Source organism: Microcoleus sp. CAWBG640, from assembly GCF_020883015.1.
Taxonomy (GTDB): Bacteria; Cyanobacteriota; Cyanobacteriia; order Cyanobacteriales; family Microcoleaceae; genus Microcoleus; species Microcoleus anatoxicus.
In genome coordinates, this window is sequence record NZ_JAHRFC010000005.1 from 52751 (window position 1) to 72249 (window position 19499).

The 19499-nt window shown below is 44.9% G+C and carries 8 protein-coding genes; 1 reads left to right on the top strand and 7 read right to left on the bottom strand.

Features of this window, described 5'->3' with window-relative positions:
• Positions 1–4: 4 nt before the first annotated feature.
• Positions 5–3526 (bottom strand): ATP-binding protein, encoded by a 3522-nt coding sequence (locus AAFP11_RS04275; protein WP_341735911.1) that lies wholly within the window; start codon positions 3524–3526, stop codon positions 5–7.
• A gap of 139 nt (positions 3527–3665) precedes the next feature.
• Positions 3666–8060, bottom strand: coding sequence for a PAS domain S-box protein (locus AAFP11_RS04280; RefSeq protein WP_341735912.1), 4395 nt, complete (start codon positions 8058–8060; stop codon positions 3666–3668).
• 252 nt (positions 8061–8312) lie between these two features.
• Here AAFP11_RS04280 and AAFP11_RS04285 point away from each other — a divergent pair, with 252 nt between their 5' ends.
• Positions 8313–12170 carry a sugar-binding domain-containing protein gene (locus tag AAFP11_RS04285; protein WP_341735913.1) on the top strand — a complete coding sequence of 1286 codons (3858 nt, stop codon included), beginning with the start codon at positions 8313–8315 and terminating at the stop codon, positions 12168–12170.
• A 289-nt stretch (positions 12171–12459) separates the two neighbouring features.
• Here AAFP11_RS04285 and AAFP11_RS04290 read toward each other — a convergent pair whose 3' ends face one another.
• From AAFP11_RS04290 to dnaK, 5 genes are all read right to left on the bottom strand, one after another.
• Entirely contained in the window at positions 12460–12705 is a 246-nt protein-coding gene (locus tag AAFP11_RS04290) for an HNH endonuclease (RefSeq protein ID WP_341735914.1), read from the bottom strand.
• 210 nt (positions 12706–12915) lie between these two features.
• The gene (locus tag AAFP11_RS04295; RefSeq protein ID WP_341735915.1) at positions 12916–15384 is read right to left on the bottom strand and encodes a dynamin-like GTPase family protein; all 2469 of its coding nucleotides are present in this window, start codon (positions 15382–15384) and stop codon (positions 12916–12918) included.
• 260 nt (positions 15385–15644) lie between these two features.
• Positions 15645–16706, bottom strand: a complete 1062-nt coding sequence (locus AAFP11_RS04300) for a DnaJ C-terminal domain-containing protein (RefSeq protein WP_341735916.1) — start codon at positions 16704–16706, stop codon at positions 15645–15647.
• 64 nt (positions 16707–16770) lie between these two features.
• Positions 16771–17100 carry a four helix bundle protein gene (locus AAFP11_RS04305; protein ID WP_341735995.1) on the bottom strand — a complete coding sequence of 110 codons (330 nt, stop codon included), beginning with the start codon at positions 17098–17100 and terminating at the stop codon, positions 16771–16773.
• A 246-nt stretch (positions 17101–17346) separates the two neighbouring features.
• Positions 17347–19461: a molecular chaperone DnaK gene (gene dnaK, locus AAFP11_RS04310; RefSeq protein WP_341735917.1), complete on the bottom strand. Its 2115-nt coding sequence runs from the start codon at positions 19459–19461 to the stop codon at positions 17347–17349.
• Between the last annotated feature and the right edge of the window lie 38 nt (positions 19462–19499).

The following is a 19499-nucleotide window of genomic DNA, read 5'->3' on the forward strand; positions in this document are numbered from 1 at the left end:
CTAATTATATGTCTGGCTTGATCAGATCTAGTATTTGATTGAACAGAAATTCGTTAGCTAAAGCTGTAAGAGCGTTGGCTAAAGATTCATGACGATCGCGAATTTGATCGATTTGAGTGAGAATTAACTCTAGATCGCACTCAATTGTAGCTTGTTCTAAGGACATCAGCCAATCCGTGGGCAAACCCGCCAGAGCTTCTGGAGTCAAGGCTTCGGTTTGATTTAACTCCTGTGCATTCTGAGGTTCATCGTAAATGTAACGCACTCCTAGATGTTTGTGAAGGGCATCAAAGATTTCTGCTTCTCGAAACGGTTTGCGGATAAAGTCATCGTAATCATCAGAGAGAACCATGGTTCGCCCTTTCTCCGCAGTGCTAGCACTCACCGCCACAATGGCGGTAGCTTGACCTTTAACGTTAGCTTTAATACGTTTTGTCGCCTCATACCCATCCATGATGGGCATCCGCATATCCATGAAGATTAAGTGGGGTTCAAAACTCGACCATACTTCAATGGCTTCTATGCCATTACTAGCTTCTTGAAGTTCAAACTCAAAACGGTTGAGCATTTTGATTAGCAGTTGGCGCAAATCGGCTCGATCGTCCACAATCAGAATACGATAAGTGGGCTGGTTGGGTTCCAGACCAATGACTTGACGAGATAGCTGTTTGGGTTTAACGGTACTAGCATCAACAACGGTTACTGGGATATCGAAGGTGAAAGTAGTACCGCATCCGACTTGACTGCGCACTGCAATTTGACCCCCCATGAGTTTGATAAACTGTTGGCTAATCGCCAATCCTAAACCCGTTCCCTGCTGGTAAGATGCCCCTGTTTGGGTTTGTACAAAGGCTTGAAATAGTTTGTCTAGCTCATCAGGAGCCATACCACAGCCAGTGTCTTCTATTTCAAAATGTAATTGGTGATTGGGCAACCCCCCCCTGGCCCCCCCACCCCCCCCTGCCCCCCCCAAGGGGGGAATGGATGATGGGGAATTGGGTGATGGAGAATTGGGTGATGGGGAATTGGGCAACCCGCTACCTCCCTCTCGCCCGTCCCTTGGAGGGAATGGGGGAAGGAATTGCTGATTTTCATTGCTGAAAACTGAACTTATTCTGAGGGAAATTCCTCCTTCTTTCGTAAACTTCATGGCGTTAGAAAGCAGATTAATTAAAACTTGGCGCAACTTGACTTCATCAGCTCGTAGGTATGGGGGGACATTACTAGAACAGTGAAAGATTAACTGCAATTGTTTTTCCTGAGCCTGGAGTTGGAACATCTCTTCAACTTCGTTCAACAAGCTCTTTAATTCAAACTCTATGGGATTCAGGGTAATGCGCCCTACTTCTATTTTTGCTAAATCTAATACTTGATTAATCAGAGTCAGCAGGTGTTCTCCGCTGCGGTTGATGATGCGGAGATTTTCTTGATCTTGGAGATTGAGATTGGTAGAGTGTTGCATCAATTGGGAGAAGCCAAGAATGGCGTTGAGGGGTGTACGCAATTCGTGACTCATATTTGCCAAGAAAGTGCTTTTTGCCCGGTTAGCGGCTTCTGCTGCGACGGCGGCTTCTTGGAGTTGTATTGCCTGTTTTTGAGTAGCTTCGAGTAATTGAGCTTGTTGCAGCGCAACTCCAAGTTGAGTGCTAATTTGCAGCGCAATATGGATTTCTGCTTTGCGCCAAGTGCGGGGCATGGAATTTTGATAACTGGCGAGTAAACCCCAAATTTGACTGCCACAAAAGATGGGAACAATTAAATAGGCTCTGGCTTGAAACCGCTCTAAAAGTTCGAGGTAACAAGGAGTAAACCCAGCTTGGTAAACATCTGCTGTTGTGCGGTAAAGAAGGCCTTGACTGTACAAACTGTCTTTATTTTGTTGTATGTAGGTATCGATGACTTGTTCGCCATAGGGTTGGAGGGTGTTTGCTTGACAACTAGGGTCGGTGATGATATTTCCCGAAAAATTAGCAGTTTCCCCTCGCTCAAGCAGAGGTATCCAATCCTTCCCCACAGACTCGGCAACAAATTCCCCACTCCAATCAGGATTAAAGCGATAGATAGCAACACGATCGCACTTGAGGATTGCTCGCAGTTCAGAAGTGGTGGTATTAAAGATCGTGTCAATATCTAAGGAATGGCGCATTCGTTCGATGGAGCGAGCGAGGGCTTGTTCCCGTTCTATGCTATCTTGTAAGGCTTCTTCTGCCTGCTTGCGATCGCTAATATCCAAGACAGTACCAAACAAACGGAGCAACTGCCCTTTTTCATCAAAAACAGGTTCACCTCTGACTTCAATATAAGAGATTGACCCATCTTTTTGAAGCAGCCGCAAATCTGTTTCAAAGGCTAGTCCAGTGAGAGCTTTTTTATTAACCAGTTTGAGATAGCGATGGCGATCTTGAGGATGAATAACTTTCACTAATTCATCCAATTCTAGTGGGGGTTGACTGGGGTCAATTCTGTGAATGCGATAAAGTTCTTCACTCCAAATAGTTGTTTTTGTGGCGAAATCGTATTCCCAAGTGCCAATATGAGCAATCTTTTGAGCTTCCAGCAGGTTAGCTTCGACCCGTTTGCGATCGCTAATGTCACGAGCCACCCACACCACAGAACGATTTGGGAGTGGCGAAATACTAGCTGAAAACCAAACTTCTTGCTGATTAATACGTAGACTATAATCAAAATTAACAGTTTTTTGGGTTGCCAACGCCTCTAGAACTTTAGCAAACCAAACATCTTCGTTTTCTTCTTGAAAAAAATTGAGCACTATTAAATAAAACTCATTCATATCGCAGGCGTAAAAGCTAGTCGCCTTCGTCGGTATAATTTGTAAATTTTTTTGTTCATCCAGAATCAGTACAATATCGGCAATGGAGTCGAAGATGGTATTAATTTGCTGAGTAGAACTATCCAGTTTACCTTCTAGTAATTGACGGTCTCTCATTTCAGTTTGTAATTGTTCGTGAGTACGAGCTAATGCTGTGCTACGTTCAATGACTTCGGCTTCTAGAGTCCGATTGTAGTCACTCAATATTTTTTCAGTTTGTTTGCGTTCACTAATATCAGTAAAAGCGACGATCGCATAGCTGATATGTCCTGGTTCATCAAAAATTGGTCGAGCACGTACCTCAAAGGAAGTAATATTTCCATCTCGATGAATTTCTATATCATCAAGACATACTGTTTCGCCCTTTAGCGCTCGTATAACTGGTAGTTGTTCCTGGGGATATAGCTGGTTTTGACGATATATTTGATAAGCTTGGGCAAGATTTTCGGTAGTGATATCGGGGATGGTTACGATACCGAGGGCATCCTTGGCTATTTGATTGAGATATATACATTTGCCCGTGGCATCATGGATAGCTACCCCCACAGGCATACCTTCAATAAATTGTTTGAGTTGGCTCTCACTCAGCCCTAAAGCTTGATTTACAGAGTCGAGCTCTGCAAAATTATTTTGCATTTTGGATGTCATTATATTGAAGGAATTTGCTAGTTCTGTCACGCCATCGTTAGCATCCATTGGTCAATTTTTCTCCGCTTGACTTTTGGTAATATGTTGAGAATAATTATATATGCAAAATCTAGATGGATTTTGTCATCCATCTAGAGCAGTTACACGGAGAAAATTCAGTTAAAGGCAGACCCTGGTAACAACTAAGCTACTGAAAATCGTTTAGATTCAAACCTGCTAATTTGGCTAAAACTGCCACGAATTGAGCTGGTTCGATGGGTTTGGTTAAGTGTTCGTCATAGCCGGCGGCGATCGCCTTGGCGCGGTCTTCTTCCCTAGCATAGGCTGTCAGGGCGATAGCCGGCAAGCGCTTGGTGAGAGCAGATGGGGACGATCGAATTTTGCGGATCAGAGAGTAACCATCCTCGATCGGCATACCGATGTCACTCACCAAAATATCGGGCTGGAACTTGCCTAAAATCTCGATCGCCTCCGCCGCGGAACCAGCAGCGATCGCCACGGAGCCCCATTCCGAAAGCATCACAGTCAAAAGTTCGCGATTGTCAGGTTCATCATCAACCACCAAAACCTTCAAACCCGCCAGAATTCCAGGAGGCAAAAACCCGGAATTCCTGTCCCCTCTCAACTGTGACTTCTGACTTTTCGGCTGTTTTAGTGGCAGTTTCACCGTAAATGTAGCACCTAGATCTAGACCGGGACTTTCTGCTGTGACACTCCCGCCGTGGAGTTCCACCAAGTGGCGGACGATGGCCAATCCCAGTCCCAAACCATTATTAGCCCTAGTAATTGAGCCGTCAGCTTGGCGGAAGCGATCGAACACATGGGGCAGAAACTCAGCAGAAATGCCCTTTCCGGTGTCGATGACTTGAATTTGCAGGTAATTAGTCATTGGTAGCGGCGAATTCGTGGCAACTTCGCCGTACTCTGTCAAATTCGGAATCCAACCTCCCAACTCCCTGGACAAGCGCAATACCACAGTGCCCCCCGACGGTGTAAAGTTCACGGCATTGGTCAGCAAATTCGATATTATTTGCTGCAACCTGTGAGGATCTCCCCAGATCAATCCGAGTGCGGGGTCAAGTTGTGAGTTGAGGGTGACAGACTTGGCCTGGGCGTCAAAACTGACTAAATTCATCGCCACCTCGATCGTCTTGACTATATCTAACCAGCCAGTTTTCAGAGACAGCTTACCTTGAATGATCCGGGAAACGTCGAGCAAATCTTCCACCAAATGGGTCTGTACCCTTCCCTGACGCTCGATCGCTTCCAGGGCACGGCTTAAGGTGGCTGCATTATAGGGGCGACTGCGAAGCACCTGAGCCCAGCCCAAAATCGCATTTAAAGGAGTCCTCAGTTCGTGGGAAAGAGTCGCTAAAAACTCGTCTTTGAGGCGGTTGATGGCTTCGGCTTCGGCCCGGGCGGCCCGTTCGCGTTGCAGTAATTCGGTGCGTTCTGCCTCGGCTTGTTTGCGATCGCTGATATCAGCGACGATCGACATACAATTAATATTGCCCTTGCCATCATGTATGGGAGTTGCCCACAAACCAATATCGATCAGTGTACCGTCTTTCCTTTGGCGCTTAGTTTCCACTCCGGCGATCGCATTTCCTTCCCGAATACCTTTCAACTTAGCGGTAAATTCGTCCCGTTTATTGGCAGGAACATTGGGCAAAAAGTGACCAAGTGCCTCTGATTCCTTCCAACCAAAAATTCTTTCTGCCGCTGGATTCCACAGTGTTACCACACCATCTTCGGAGTTGAAAACGGTAATTGCCAGAGGACAGGCTTGAACCAAGGCTTCTAAAGTTTGATTGATTGCCGATCGCGCTGCTTCTGCTTGTTTGCGATCGCTAATGTCGAGAACAAAGAACGAACCTTTGTCTTGGCATCCTTGGAAATGTGCCGCGCCGATCAAAACTGGCAAGCGCGTGCCATCTTTGCGGATGTAGAATTTTTCAAAAGGCGTGCAACTCCCGAAGGCTGAGATTTGCTCCAAGGCTATGCGATCGAGATCGGCCTGTTCCGGTGGCGTAATTTGCGACCAATACAGGTTTCCCAAAACCAAGTCTTCCCTGCTATATCCCAGCATATTTAGCAAGGCATCATTAGCTTCAGTAATTGCGCCTTCTCTATCCCAAAAACCGATACCGATCATGTTTGATTCTACGACACTGCGGAACCGTATTTCGCTTTCTCGCAAAGCTATTTCTGTCTGTTTAGCTATCGTAATATCTGTCAGAATTAGGCCAGCTCCTATGGTTTCTCCATTTTCATTTTTCACTGGATAGTAATTACCTACCCAATGGCCAAAAACACCCATTTCTCCCTTAGATTCACCGCTAATTTCGACGTTCAAAATTGGCTCACCAGTATCTATAACCTGCTGAATTATCCAGGCAAATTGGGCTGCGGATTCTGGCAACAGTTGGCGGAAGTCTTGACCCAAATGTTGTTCGGCTGACAAACCGTTGAGTTCCGCTAAGACTTGATTGATGCGGATGTAGCGCATTTCGCGATCCAAAAAACAAATCCCCAAAGGAGATGCTTCCAATAGCGAGTCAATTAAGGCAAAGGATTCGGATGTTTGAGCCAGTGCTTGCTGGGCTTCTGCATAAAGTCTGGCATTATCAAGACCTAGGGCGACGTGGTAAGCTAGGTCTTCTAGCATGGCTAAATCTGCCGAATTGTAGTGGCGATCGGACTCAGATGTAAAGCAAGTAATAGCACCGATGACTCGTCCCCGCGCCGTCATCGGTACGCAAGCTTGGGAGCCGATATTGAGCGAGCGTAATACTTCTAGTTCTGCTTCATTTCCAGATACTGTTGCTAAGATTTCTGGATTTAACTCACTAATTAATTCAGATGTTCCCGTGCGAATTACTAAGGGATAACCATGTAAAACATGATTATCAATATTTCCCACCGTCAACAAATTCCTCCGATCCATCCAGGATGCTTCTGCGTGAGCAACAGCGACTAGGCGAACTTGGTCATCGGTTTCCCTCAGATGAATCCAGCAACCCTGTGCTACCATTTCCACGGCTAATTCGGCGATATTTTGCAACACAGTTTCGCCATCAAAGCTCGCTGCGAGCATTTTGCTGACTTCTGCTAAAAAGCGCGATCGTTGTTGTTCTATTTCCGCTTTTTCCCTAGCGCCTTGTTCTATAGTCAGTTGCGCTTTTTGAACTTCTGCAACTTTCAATTCGGTGATATCTCGCGCTACAATTAAGGCATATTGAATTACACCTGCTTTGTCAAATTCAGGAACTACGCGAGATTGATAAGTTCTGAGGCCGTTGGCTGAAGGTGCTTGAAATTCAATGATTGCTTCTTTACCAGATGCAAAAACTTTGTGAAGAGTTGTTTCCCAGAGTTGGCACACTTCTGGATCTATGCCGATTTCGGCACTGGTTTTACCAATAAAAAATGAAACCGGTTGTCCTTGGCTTTTGGCTACTGCTTGATTGACATAGACATAACGCTGTTGTTTGTCAGTACGGATAATGATATCTGGCGTATTTTCTAACAGTGTTCTCAGTTGCTGTTCGCTGCTGGATAAAGCTGCTTGTGTTTGTTGACGTTCTGTGACATCTCGAACAGTCCCAACGTGTCCCATCAATTCCCCAGAGTCAGAAAACATGGGGGAGCAACTAACATTAATCCAAGGGCAAATTTCCTCGGATATTTGCAGGCGATATTCCATCGCATATTCTCCACCTTCGCGGGTATAATTATGCCACTGAGTCAACACTAGCTCCCTGTCTTCTGGGTGAATGTAATTTTGCCAGCTATCGCCTAAAATTTCTTCAAAAGTCATGTCATAAATAGCCTGACATCGGGGGTTTACATAGGTAGTGCGACCCTGAATATCCGCCATAAAAATCCCCATCGGCGAACAGGAACTTAAAGAGCGAAATCGTTCTTCTTGAGCTTGCAGCGCTTCCTTCGCTACTGTCAATTCTGCCGTTCGCTGTTTGACTCTAGTTTCTAGCTCACTGTAGGATAAAGCTAAGGCCATTTCTGCCATGCGACAGTCAGTAATATCGACACCAGTTGCGATGACATATTCTACCAAGCCGTTGCCATCAACAATGACTGTATTTGACCAATTAATTAAGCGCCTCTCACCAGTTTTTGTGAGCCAATAATTAGTATATTTACTAACCAAATCTTCGGTCTTTAGTTGATTAAAAATATTTTTAACTTGCTCTAATTCTTCGGAAACCAAGAATAAATCCCAAACAAATTTATTTTTGACCTCAGCAAAGGAGTAGCCTGTGGTTTTTTCGCAAACTTCGTTAAAACGGACGATCCGTCCTTCCTTGTCAAGAACTACAATCAAACAGGCGGCTATGTTAATGACTTTGGCAATAATATCTCGTTCTGTTTGTAGTTCTTTTTCTGTGGACTTGAGACCAGCATACCAAGTCGCGACCATTGCAGTGACCAAAAATAAGATCGCAGAAGTTGCCTTAAATGCAAACAGTAACAAAATAGTCAGCAGTAACGCCGTGCTGGTGGCAAATCCAGCAATTTTGTAAGGTTTAATGGGTAAAGGTAGTACCTGAAGCGGACTCATTTTGGTTGACCTATAGCGAGGGCGCTAAATTATTGACTACTTAAAAAGATATTAATAATTGTTTTTTTATCTAGCAAATCATAATTTTGGGCGACTTGCCATCATCCCTGAGACAGATTTGAAGAAGTCGGTTGTTTGTTAAGAGTTAACTGCTGCTACCTCCCCATCGGGGCCTCTCGCCATCTACCCATCTGCGCATCTCTTTGTTATGATCGACAGACAAATAAGCTGATTTTTGGGGACTAACTGAGCGTGAATAATAAGCTGGCAAAAACGATGGGGTTATTTTTGGCAGCCGCAATCATGTTCGGATTCATGGGTTATACACTTCAAAATCCAAATTCTGCGAGTAACTCAGGGATCTCGATCGGCTTTCCCAATTTTACCATCGCCAACCCCAGTGCGATCGACAATACAGGCGATCGGATTTATCTCAACGGCACCTGGCAATTTGTCCCCGCCCTTGGCAATTCCCAAAATCCCCCCTCATCCCCAAGCTGGGGCTCCATCCAGGTACCCGGAGACTGGATGGAAGAAAACAGCGAAGTCATACCAGGAATCATCTCTCGTGGCACTGGCAAAGAGTGGGAAAACTTCAAAAACAAACAACTATCAAAAGCCTGGTATCAGCGGACAATAGACATTCCCAGTGACTGGACAAACCGCCGAATTTTCATTGATTTAGCCAGAGTCAGCACCGATGCAGTCATCTTTATCAACGGGATTAACTGCGGTCAAATTGATTGGCCCTACGGCACTATTGAAATTACTAAAGTAGCCAAACCAGGTCAAAATACGATATCGATTTTAGTCGCTGCTATCTCCGAAGAAAAAGAGAAAGTAGTGATTATGGGACCGAGTGAAATCTACACCAAAGAATCCAACCTCCTCTCGCGAGGAATCATTGGTGAAGTCAGAATTTTTAGCAGACCCCCAGGTCCGTTAATTAGCGATGTCTTTGTTCAAACTTCCACCCGAAACCACCAAATAAAATTAGATATAGAACTCAAAGATATTAAACAAAACGGTCAAATTCAGTTAGTAGCTCAAATGTTCGATGAAAAGGGTCAAGTCGAACAAAAATTTACCGGAACAGCCCAAGTTAAAGCTCAACCAACTCAAACCGTAAACATCCAGTGGGACTGGAAAAACCCTCGGATTTGGGACCTAGGTCAACCAAACCTTTATAACCTGCAATTAGAAGTAACAGGAACTGGCATTAATACACAGTACAACCAACCTTTTGGCTTCCGAGAATTTTGGATAGAAGGGCGTAAATTTTTCTTAAATGGAACAGAATTACGGCTGCGACCAACCTTACATTCCGATACATGGGAAGGTGGCAGTGTCATCGGAGCCCAAAAATTAATTGACGGCTACCTTAAAGCCGGTTTTAATATCATAGAAATGTGGCCTTGGGATCATGACGAACGGGGACGGTGGCATTTCCGAGAACTGTTTTCGGAAATAGCAGACATCAAAGGTTTTCCCATTATGGCTCCCGCTTTAGATATTACTTCCATAGGTTGGAACGGCCAGTGGAAAAACCACCAAACAAGAGAACGCTGGCAAGGACGAATGGCGACGGAAATGAGACGATATCGCAATCATCCCTCAGTCTTAATGTGGGCAACCAGTCCTAATTTTTTTGGCAACAATGACGACCAAAATCCTCGTCGCATAGGTAATAAAAAAGTAACAGGAACCCTGGGAACCATTGATGACAAACGTTTGCGGGAAAACACACCTTTGGCAAAGGAGCTGTATTCTGCTCTCAAAAAAGTCGATCCAACTAGACGGGTAATGTTACATCAAGGTGCAAACTTTGGTGATGTTTATGCGCTTAATTCTTATTTAAATATGATTCCCTTGCAAGAAAGAGAAGAGTGGATTTCTGAGTGGAGCAAAACAGGAGAAATGCCCTACATGGTGGTGGAATTTGGGACTCCACTACAAGCAACCATGATGCGAAATCGCGATGGTTTCGATCGCGTTATTGTCAGCGAACCTTGGATGACAGAGTTTGCAGCGATTTATTTTGGTAAACAGGCTTATGAGTTAGAAAGTCAGAGTTATAAAAATAAAATTAGAGAAAAATTTATTAAGGCCCAGGAGTATCAAAACTGGTATCTGAATCCAGAGTTAGATTTTGCACCGGCTTTTCAAAAGTTGCAGCAGTTATTCAGTACAAATACTTGGCGCAGTTGGCGGACTTTTGGGATGTCTGGGGGGATGATTCCTTGGAGTGATGGCCATGGTTGGCAAGTTTCGGATGTTGGTAAAACTAAGGTAGATGTTGGAGAATTTCAACCGGGACAGCGGGGGGTCTATTTGAAGCAGATGTCGAAGAGTCTGATGTATTATTTGCAGCCAGAAGCTTACAATATTTATCCTGGTGGCGAGGCAATTATGAATAATAATGGTCCTACTTTGGCTTGGATTGCTGGTGCTAGTCCCGCTTTTGTCACCAAAGACCACAGTTTTTTTGCTGGGGGAAAACTGGCTAAGCAAATAGTATTAATTAACGATACTAGGATTCAACAAAATTTTAGTTTTAATTGGCAAGTTTTGGTGGATGGGAAAGAGGTGAAAAAAGGCGATAAACAGGGAACTATTGACACCGCAGGTACGCTGTTTTTCCCCATTGATGTGATTTTACCTCAGAAGGTTTCGGGCAAGGTTGATGGCGAAATTCGTCTGAGTACGAGGGTGGGCGATCGCCCCCACGTTGATAATTTTTCGTTCCGGGTATTTGACAATCCAAGCAAAATCAAGGATAAGCTGACAATCTTCGATCCTGTGGGCAAAACATCGGCGATGTTAAAACAATTAGGTTATGAACTTGTGCCTTGGAATGGTAATGTCGGGGTAACCACGGGAGGGGTAACCACGGGAGGGGCAACCACGGGGGGATTGCCCCTACTAATTATTGGTAGGGAAGCATTTTCTAGCGGGCAAAATTTGCCAGGAAATTTAGAAACTTTTGTGCGGAATGGTGGTAAGGTAATTGTGTTTTCCCAAAGCAGGGAATGGCTGCGAAATATGGGTTTGCGGATTGCACAACACATCAGCCGTCGAGTTTATCCAATTAATAGCAACCACCAGGCAGTTAGCGGTTTGGACGAGGCTGATTTGCGGGATTGGATAGGACAAAGCACTTTGATTGAAGCTTATCCAGATACTGTTCATACGGTCGGAAAATTGAGCGAGAAAAATTCACATTGGTATGGCTGGCATTGGGGAAATTATGGGGGTGTCAGCAGCGCTTCTATTGAGAAGCCTCACCGCACTTCTTGGCGACCAATTTTGGAGTCGGAGTTTGATTTAGCTTATTCGCCGTTGATGGAATTGGATTATGGAAAAGGGCGATTGATTTTAAATGAGTTGGATTTGGAGGACCATTTTGCTGCGGATGCTGGGGCGGCGCAATTAGTCCAAAAACTTGTGAGTTATGGGATGAATTCTATTGTTTCTGGGAAGCCGGATAAAGTGGTTTTAATTGGGGGAGATCGGGATAGGAAGAAGTTGGATGATTTGGGGGTAATTTATCAGCGGGCTAATGGGCTTTCTCCAGATGTTGGTTTGGCGATTATCGGGGCCGAGGCCAATGTGAAAGATGCTGATTTGCGGGGTTATTTGAATGCTGGCGGCAAGGTGTTTTTCTTGCCGCGAAAAGTGCCTGTTGCTGGTTTGGGTGTGGGTTTGCAGCCTGTTCAAAATTTCGGTGGTTCGCTGGCGGTTCCGAGTTGGGATGAGGTGAAGGGGGTTAGTGGTTCGGATTTGCGATCGCGCTCTTTTTATGATACTTGGTTGATTAAGTCTGGGGGTGAAATTGGTGCTGACGGTTTGTTAAGTCGGGTTGCTGTAGGTAAGGGTGTGGCGATTTTTTCTCAGATTGACCCGGATGGTTTGAATGCTGATACTAAGACTTATTTGCGTTTTACTCGCTGGCGACAAACTCGCGCGAATGCTCAGATTTTGGCGAATTTGGGGGCTAGTTTTAAGGAGGATGGGGTGGTGTTTAATGGTTCGAGTAATCAGTTTTATCACTCGGATTATAGGACGGATTTTGAGAATGGGGATAATCCTTATCGCTATTATCGATGGTAAGATTTTTTAACCGCAGAGGGCGCAGAGGGCGCAGAGGAAGAGAGGAGAGAGATGAATATTTTAGTCCTGGACGCATTTCGACCAAAGAAACCGGGTTTTTTACTAAATCTGTGGTTTGTAACGAAGTATTTTCGTAAAAAACCCGGTTTCTGGAGTCCCATGCGTAATATCATGTCCGGTCAATTGACCATGATTCCTGTAGGGGCGGGTTCACCAACAATATTTGCCAAAAACCGACAATCTCAAAAACCCGCCCCCGCCTATGTATTATGCTTAATACTGTTAAATATCAAAGGTCAAAGTGACGCCGGAAGCGGGGGTCTAGTTTGTCGGTTTTCTTTTGGTTGCAGGTGCGGCATAGGGTTTGCAGGTTGCTGATGTCGTTGCTGCCGCCGCGGGCTAGGGGGATGATATGATCGATCGTCAGTTGGGTTTCTTGTTTGGTTTGGCCGCAGCTTTGGCATTGGTATTTATTGCGGGTGAATACATATTTTCTGACTTCTGGGGGAATGGGAATTCTGGGGGTTTTAGTCATCTTGTTTGGCTAACTCTCTTTAGGCATTTTTTGACGCAAATCATCGAGGGGAGAAACGACTTTAGCAATAATCCCGGCGAATAGAATTCGCGTCTACACAAACAATGTCCGCCTCCGCGGACTAAGAATGTTTTTTCAACCCGCGAAGGCGGGTTTTGTCTGTGTAGGTGCGATTTCCAATCGCCGGAATTTCAATCGCCAAAATTGCAATCATTCACAATCCATCGAAACGTTATCATTTTGTCCGATCGCAGGTAACAAATGCTCGTGCAATTTCATCGCCTGCAAACAGCTATTAATCCCAGAAACCGCCCGATCGTACTTTTCCATCTTTTCTTCATTCTCCCCTTGCAGCCGCTGATTCCTAGCAATCTTCTCCTCCGCTTCCTGGGCTAAAGTTTGCTCTACATAATCGCGGGCTTGACTGTATTTCTGCAAAATATCATCCGCTTGCTTTTGGGCCATCGGTAACAAATGATCTTTCAGGGTTTTATTAACAGTTTGGCGGAAGGTTTTGCGAATTGTTTGCGATACTTTTGGCTCGAAATCTAGGCGCAATAATTGCCGAATTGCTGGTTGGGCATCTACCATGTTTTCGCAGTCGTAACCTTGGGATGTTTGCTGCAATGTTTGCCGGAATTGATAAATGGAAAACGTGTCTTCGTCGTAAAAACGGGGACTTTCTCGCACGTAGCGATCGCACTCAACGCCGGCCGCATTCACCAAAGCATCAGAAACTTGCTTTGACAACTCATCTAACTGCTGTTCAATTCCCCCGTCATTCCCCAACAATCGATAAAGTAATCGATAATATTCAGACTTGCGCACGCTGTCTTTCAAATACTGGAAAAAATTAGCAACCAATGAAGCAGTAGACTCTACTAAAATATCTTCTAACTGATTGGCTAAATAGTAAAGCGCCTCAACTAAAACAGCAATTAAAGGTGCTGTAGCATTGCGGGGATGAGCAATCACAGTGCGCCCGTAAGCCGCCTCAACGGAAAAACTATCTAATAATTCATCTAAGCGCCGAATCATGCGAGATTGCAGTTGCCGAAAATCGTTATCAAAAATATCGCATTTATTCATAATCATTTCATTGATTTCTGTGGCGATATGTTCCCGAAAATCCTGCCCTACTTGCTGCAATTCTTGATTTAACCGCAGAAGTTCCTGTGCTTTCATCGCCTCAATTTCGCGGGGCTGACTGTCCAAATTCCGCTGGATTGTTTGGTAGTGTTTCCGCAGTTGAATGCACAAGTCTTCTAAATCGTCGGCGAGGTTTTTGAACAGTTGCGGGCGTTTTTCTTCGGTGAGGTAGCGGGTAATTCCCCTGCGAAAATCTTCGATGCCACTATCTTGAATTAATTGCTCGATTAATGGTCTTCCTTGTTCTGCAAGAATCCGCACGTAGTTTTCGTTCGGTGTTTCGTAGCTGTTAACTGAAATCCGAAATTGGCTGGGAGATAACTTGCCAGAATTGGCACAGTAGCGGTTAAATTCGCTGATAAATTGTGGAGTTTCTTCGCTATTCTCGCTACCATTACCCGTATTGTAGGGGCGGGTTTTACCGATCGACTCTGAATCTAAGTTACTATCTACATCAACCCGCCCTCTTTCGGCAAATATTGTATTTAAGCCAAAGCGATCGCGCGTTGTGGTATTTTTAATCAAACTCCCGTAAAATCCCAACAATCCGCTAGTTTTGTAAACTCTGGTAGTATCGCGAAAGTCGGAATTAATCAGATTTTCTAAGCGCTGTCGCAGTTGGGTGTTGTACCAAGTTTCGTCGATGCGGTTGAAAATGTAAAAAAGGCGATCGCGAATTCCCGGATTTCCCTTGGTTTTTTCCATCAATTCGGTTTCTTCCGTCGTCATTTCCCCTGACGAAGCTGCTTTTAAAACGCAAACAACTGCCGAAGTATCCGGGCTTTCAATTTTATTATAAGTTAATTCTGCATCTCGTTGTACAGGCGCATCAATTCCCGGCGTATCGATAATTATATTGCCATCTTGTAGCAGGGGATGATAACAATAATATTCGACGCGCTTGAGCACCGCACTGTTGCTACCGCGGCGAGCATAGCTAGCAGCTTCCTTGAGATTGGAAAAGTTAAACTGTTCCATCGAGTAGGTGGCGTTTTCGAGGGTGTGAATGCGATCGCGATTGGCTTCAAAACCTTCTAACAGCAGCATCAAAGCCTTGGCTTGTTTGGCTAATTCCGATTTGTTTTCGCCGCCTTCTTTTTCAATAATTATTTTACAACCTTGAGACAAAAGTGGCACTACATCTGTTTGATTAATATTAAGTTCAGTAGTTAACCCTAATTTTTCACAAAGAGCATAGGCTTGCTCTCGAATTTCCACTTCGCTCAAAAATGTGAGAACTACTCGCTCTTTGTCTGGCTCAGCAAAGGCGATATAACATTCAGTACCTGTGGCGTGTCCTTCTGCACTGTAGAGCAATTCTCGCTCTAATAAAGCATTAATCAACATGGATTTTCCAGCACTGAAAGCACCCGCAAACACAATTTCAAATTCGGGAGCAATTGCTTTTTTCAAAGAAGCTTGCACTGCTGTAATATCTTGTTGTCGCAAAGAGGATTCTTGACGCAGCAGTTGCAATAAAGACTCTACGTGTTCTTGTAGATTTTGGCATTGAGGCGAATTTTGAGTCATTGTGGTAGAACGATCCTGATTATCTCATAATTATCTTAGTGTTAATTATCAGCTAGTTCAGAGTTCATCACAACAGTAATTTCACTTATATTATCCAGGGTTGCTGAAAGTATCGCCTATTAACTGGTTTAACTTCGATGCTCTTCCTGGGAAATAATGTCACTCTTGCTCGCCATCGCAAGCTATCAGAAAAACAGGAGGCTTATCCTCCTAATTTTCCTTACTAGGTAGAGCCTAGTAAGGAGTACCATTTAACTCTATTATACAGATAAATCTTGACGTGGTTTAAAAGACTCAACCTCTCGCAATTTCTGGTATAATTCTCGTTCTTCCTCGCTAATTTCCTTGGGAATTAATACCAAGATTTCTACCAATTGATCGCCCCGATCGCCATTTCCCGTCGGATAGCCCTTTCCCGCCAGCCGCAAGCGCTTGGACGAAGGAACTCCAGGGGGTAATTTCATTTTCACCCTACCATCTAGCGTGGGTACTTCCACCTCTCCACCCAGCACGGCTTCACTAGGAGTCAGTGGCAATTCGCAGCAAATATCCGACATTTCTAAGCGAAAGAATGGATGGGGAGAAATCGTAATTTTCAAATACAAATCGCCGCCGCCAATGCCTTGATTTCGCAATCTAATTCGCTGGCCAGATACCATAGCAGCAGGCAGATTTACTTCGATTGTCCGCCCGTCTTCTAAAGGAATTCGCTCTAGGCCTCCAGCATAGGCTTTTTCCAAACTCAAAGTCAGCGTTGCCTCAATATCTCTTCTAATTTCTCGCTCTACTGTTTCTCTAACTTCCCTTCTAATTTCCCGCTCCTCCATATCTCTTCTAGGTTCCCTAGAATTAGCCACATAACTCGTTTTCTTAGAAGCCGTACTCCACGGTTCCGGGGAACTAACTCGCTGTGCATCATTGGCTGTGCCCATCCTCACTTCCCGGCGTCTTCCGAGCACTTGGTCGAAAAATTTATTAAAATCTGAGTAGTCGCTAAAATCGACATTATCGGCAGTTTTTCTGCTGCTAGCTTTACTGTTTCCCCAAGTTGAAAAATTGGGGATTCGCACGCCTTGTTTGCTTTGAAAGCCTTTTTGCTTCCAAAATTTACTAAACTGGTCGTATTGAGCGCGCTTATCGATATCTGAAAGAATATCATAGGCTTCATTAATATCCTTAAACCTATCTTCAGCAGATTTGTCCCCTGGATTGACGTCAGGGTGCAACTGTCTCGCCAGCCGTCGATAGGCTTTTTTGATTTCATCGGCGGAAGCATCTCTGGGTACTCCCAGAATTTGATAGTAATTGCGAAAGTTCTGCATAGTTAGAGAAGGAAGAAGGAAGAAGGAAGAAGGAAGAAGGAAGAAGAAGGAAGAAGGAGTTTTATTATTGTAGTTTGTTGATTGTACTGACAATTAATCGTGTTAGCTCATCTACTTCTTTAATAACGGGTGAAATTTTATCTGGTGCTGCTAACCCGACTCTTTCAGAAATGACTAGATGAGTATCCAGTTCTCTGAGCGAACCGAGAGCTATTCGCAAATATCGAATATACTCTTGTCTGGTAACACGTCCATATCCCTCAGCAATGGTAGCTGGTACTGATACAGATGCACGACGGATTTGACTGGTAATACCATAAAGTTCAGATGAATGAAATGATTTCGTTAATTCGTAGCAAAGTTGACAAAGATAAATACCCGCTGCCAGATGTATTGTTCTCTATGGGTCATACAACATGATTTTCTCCTTGCTTACTATAGTAATCTCTATCTATTTCAAAGAAGTCTAGTGTAGTGGAGGAGGGAGGAGAGAGGAGAGAAAAAAGAAATCTAGAAGAAGTTAGAAAAAAGCCATCAGATATTGTTTGCGGAAAATCTGCTTCTTCCTTCTTCCTTCTTCCTTCTTCCTTCCCCCCTTGGGGGGGGGCAGGGGGGGGTGACTTCTTCCTTCTTCCTTCAATTACAGCCAATCGTCGTCATCATCCCAATCGTCACTTTGATTTTGATAAGGGCGAGTTGGGCGATTAGCATTACTTCTACGATCGCCCATTCGATCGCGGTCGTAGGGTTGGTCGTAGGGTCGGTCGTAGGGTCGGTCGTAGGGTCGGTCGTAGGGTCGGTCGGGAATTGGATCGACAGTCGATCGCCGATAGGGCTTAGCATTCTGATAATAGCTGTTGTCATCGCTGCGTCGCTTGCTACCATCGCCGGAAAAAGTACGCTTCACCGACTCAAAGAAATCATCATCGTCATCATCGTCAGCAAAAGCTGAAACTTCCCGGCTCAAATCATAAAGAGCATCCTGCAAATCAGAACCAACTTGGTCAACTCCGCGCTCATCATTGCGTTCCAAACTGTCTCGCAATTCTCGAATTAAAGTTTCTATGCGTTGGCGGCTTCTTTGAGCAAACTGCATTCCGCGATCGAGCGCAACTTCCCGCAACTGCCGCTCGGCCTGATAAGCTAAAGCCTCAGCGCGATTGCGTTTTTCCACCCTTTCCCGCTGCAACTTATCAGCTTGAGCAAACTGTTCAGCATCGCGAATCATTTGATTCACTTCCTGCTGAGAAAGCGTCGAAGCACCTTGCACAGTAATACTTTGTTCCCGGCCAGTAGTTTTGTCCAAAGCTGTCACCAACAGCATCCCGTTAGCATCAATATCAAAAGCTACTTGTATCTGCGGAATCCCTCGCGGTGCCGGTGGAACTCCCGTTAGTTTAAACCGTCCCAAAGACTTATTATCCTGGCCTAATTCCCGTTCGCCTTGGATGATGTGAATTTCCACGACAGTTTGGTTGTTTTCCGCAGTGGAAAAAATATCCGATCGCCTGACTGGAATAGTAGTATTGCGAGGAATCAATTTTTTCATCACACCGCCGATGGTTTCCAAACCCAGGGACAGGGGAGTGACATCCAACAGCAGCACATCCCGGACATCGCCGCCCAAAATTCCTGCCTGAATTGCCGCACCCACGGCCACAACTTCATCGGGATTGACATTTTGATTTGGTTCTTTATCAATCAAACTGCGAACAACTTGCTGAACCAAAGGAATGCGAGTCGAACCACCAACTAACACAACTTCATCAATGCGAGAAGGACTCAAATTGGCATCAGCCAAAGCTTGTTTTACCGGACGGCGCAGCCGCTGCACCAAATCGCTACACAGCCCCTCAAATTGACCGCGAGTCAGCCTCGTTTCCAGATGCAAAGGACCATCTTCATTGGCATCAATAAAAGGCAAATTAATCTCCGTGACTCCAACTCCAGACAGCTCTATTTTCGCTTTTTCTGCTGCTTCGATGAGGCGCTGCAAAGCTTGGCGATTTTTCCGCAGATCGATGCCTTCTTTTTCTAAGAATTGTTCTGCCAACCAATCGACAATTTTGGAGTCAAAATCATTGCCTCCCAATTGAGTATCGCCGCTAGTTGCTTTAACTTCAAATACTCCATCTCCGACATCTAAAATCGACACATCAAAAGTGCCACCTCCCAAATCAAACACTAAAATAGTTTGACTTTCTCGCCTTTCCAAACCGTAAGCCAAAGAAGCTGCTGTGGGTTCATTTAAAATCCGTTTGACATCAAGTCCGGCAATTCGTCCCGCATCTCGTGTCGCCTGTCGCTGGGAGTCGTTGAAATAAGCAGGAACAGTAATTACAGCCCCCGTCACCTCTTGTCCGAGATAGCGGCTGGCTTCATCGGCCAACTTCCGCAATACCATCGCCGAAATTTCCTCTGGGGCGAAATCTTTTTTCATCCGGGGACACTTGACTTTGATGTTCCCGTTGTCGTCGCGGCGAGTTGTGTAAGGGACGCGCTTTGCTTCTGGAGTCAGTTCGGTGTATTTGCGTCCGATGTACCGTTTGACTGCGTAAAAGGTGTTTTGGGGATTCAAAACTGTTTGGCGTCTGGCCATCTGTCCGACAAGCCGTTCTCCTTCCTTTGTGAAAGCAACTACCGAGGGAGTTGTCCGCATCCCTTCTGCATTGGCAATCACAACCGGTTTGCCGCCTTCCATGACGGCTACTACTGAGTTTGTTGTTCCGAGGTCAATGCCAACTACTTTACCCATGCGTCTGTTATCTCCTGTGGCGTTGTGTTTAGCTTTTT

What these genes read in the sequence shown, in the direction of transcription:
- AAFP11_RS04275 (WP_341735911.1), bottom strand. Translation starts at nt 3,526, where the DNA reads ATGGATGCTAACGATGGCGTGACAGAACTAGCAAATTCCTTCAATATA.
- AAFP11_RS04280 (WP_341735912.1), bottom strand. Translation starts at nt 8,060, where the DNA reads ATGAGTCCGCTTCAGGTACTACCTTTACCCATTAAACCTTACAAAATT.
- dnaK (WP_341735917.1), bottom strand. Translation starts at nt 19,461, where the DNA reads ATGGGTAAAGTAGTTGGCATTGACCTCGGAACAACAAACTCAGTAGTA.
- AAFP11_RS04300 (WP_341735916.1), bottom strand. Translation starts at nt 16,706, where the DNA reads ATGCAGAACTTTCGCAATTACTATCAAATTCTGGGAGTACCCAGAGAT.
- AAFP11_RS04295 (WP_341735915.1), bottom strand. Translation starts at nt 15,384, where the DNA reads ATGACTCAAAATTCGCCTCAATGCCAAAATCTACAAGAACACGTAGAG.
- AAFP11_RS04290 (WP_341735914.1), bottom strand. Translation starts at nt 12,705, where the DNA reads ATGACTAAAACCCCCAGAATTCCCATTCCCCCAGAAGTCAGAAAATAT.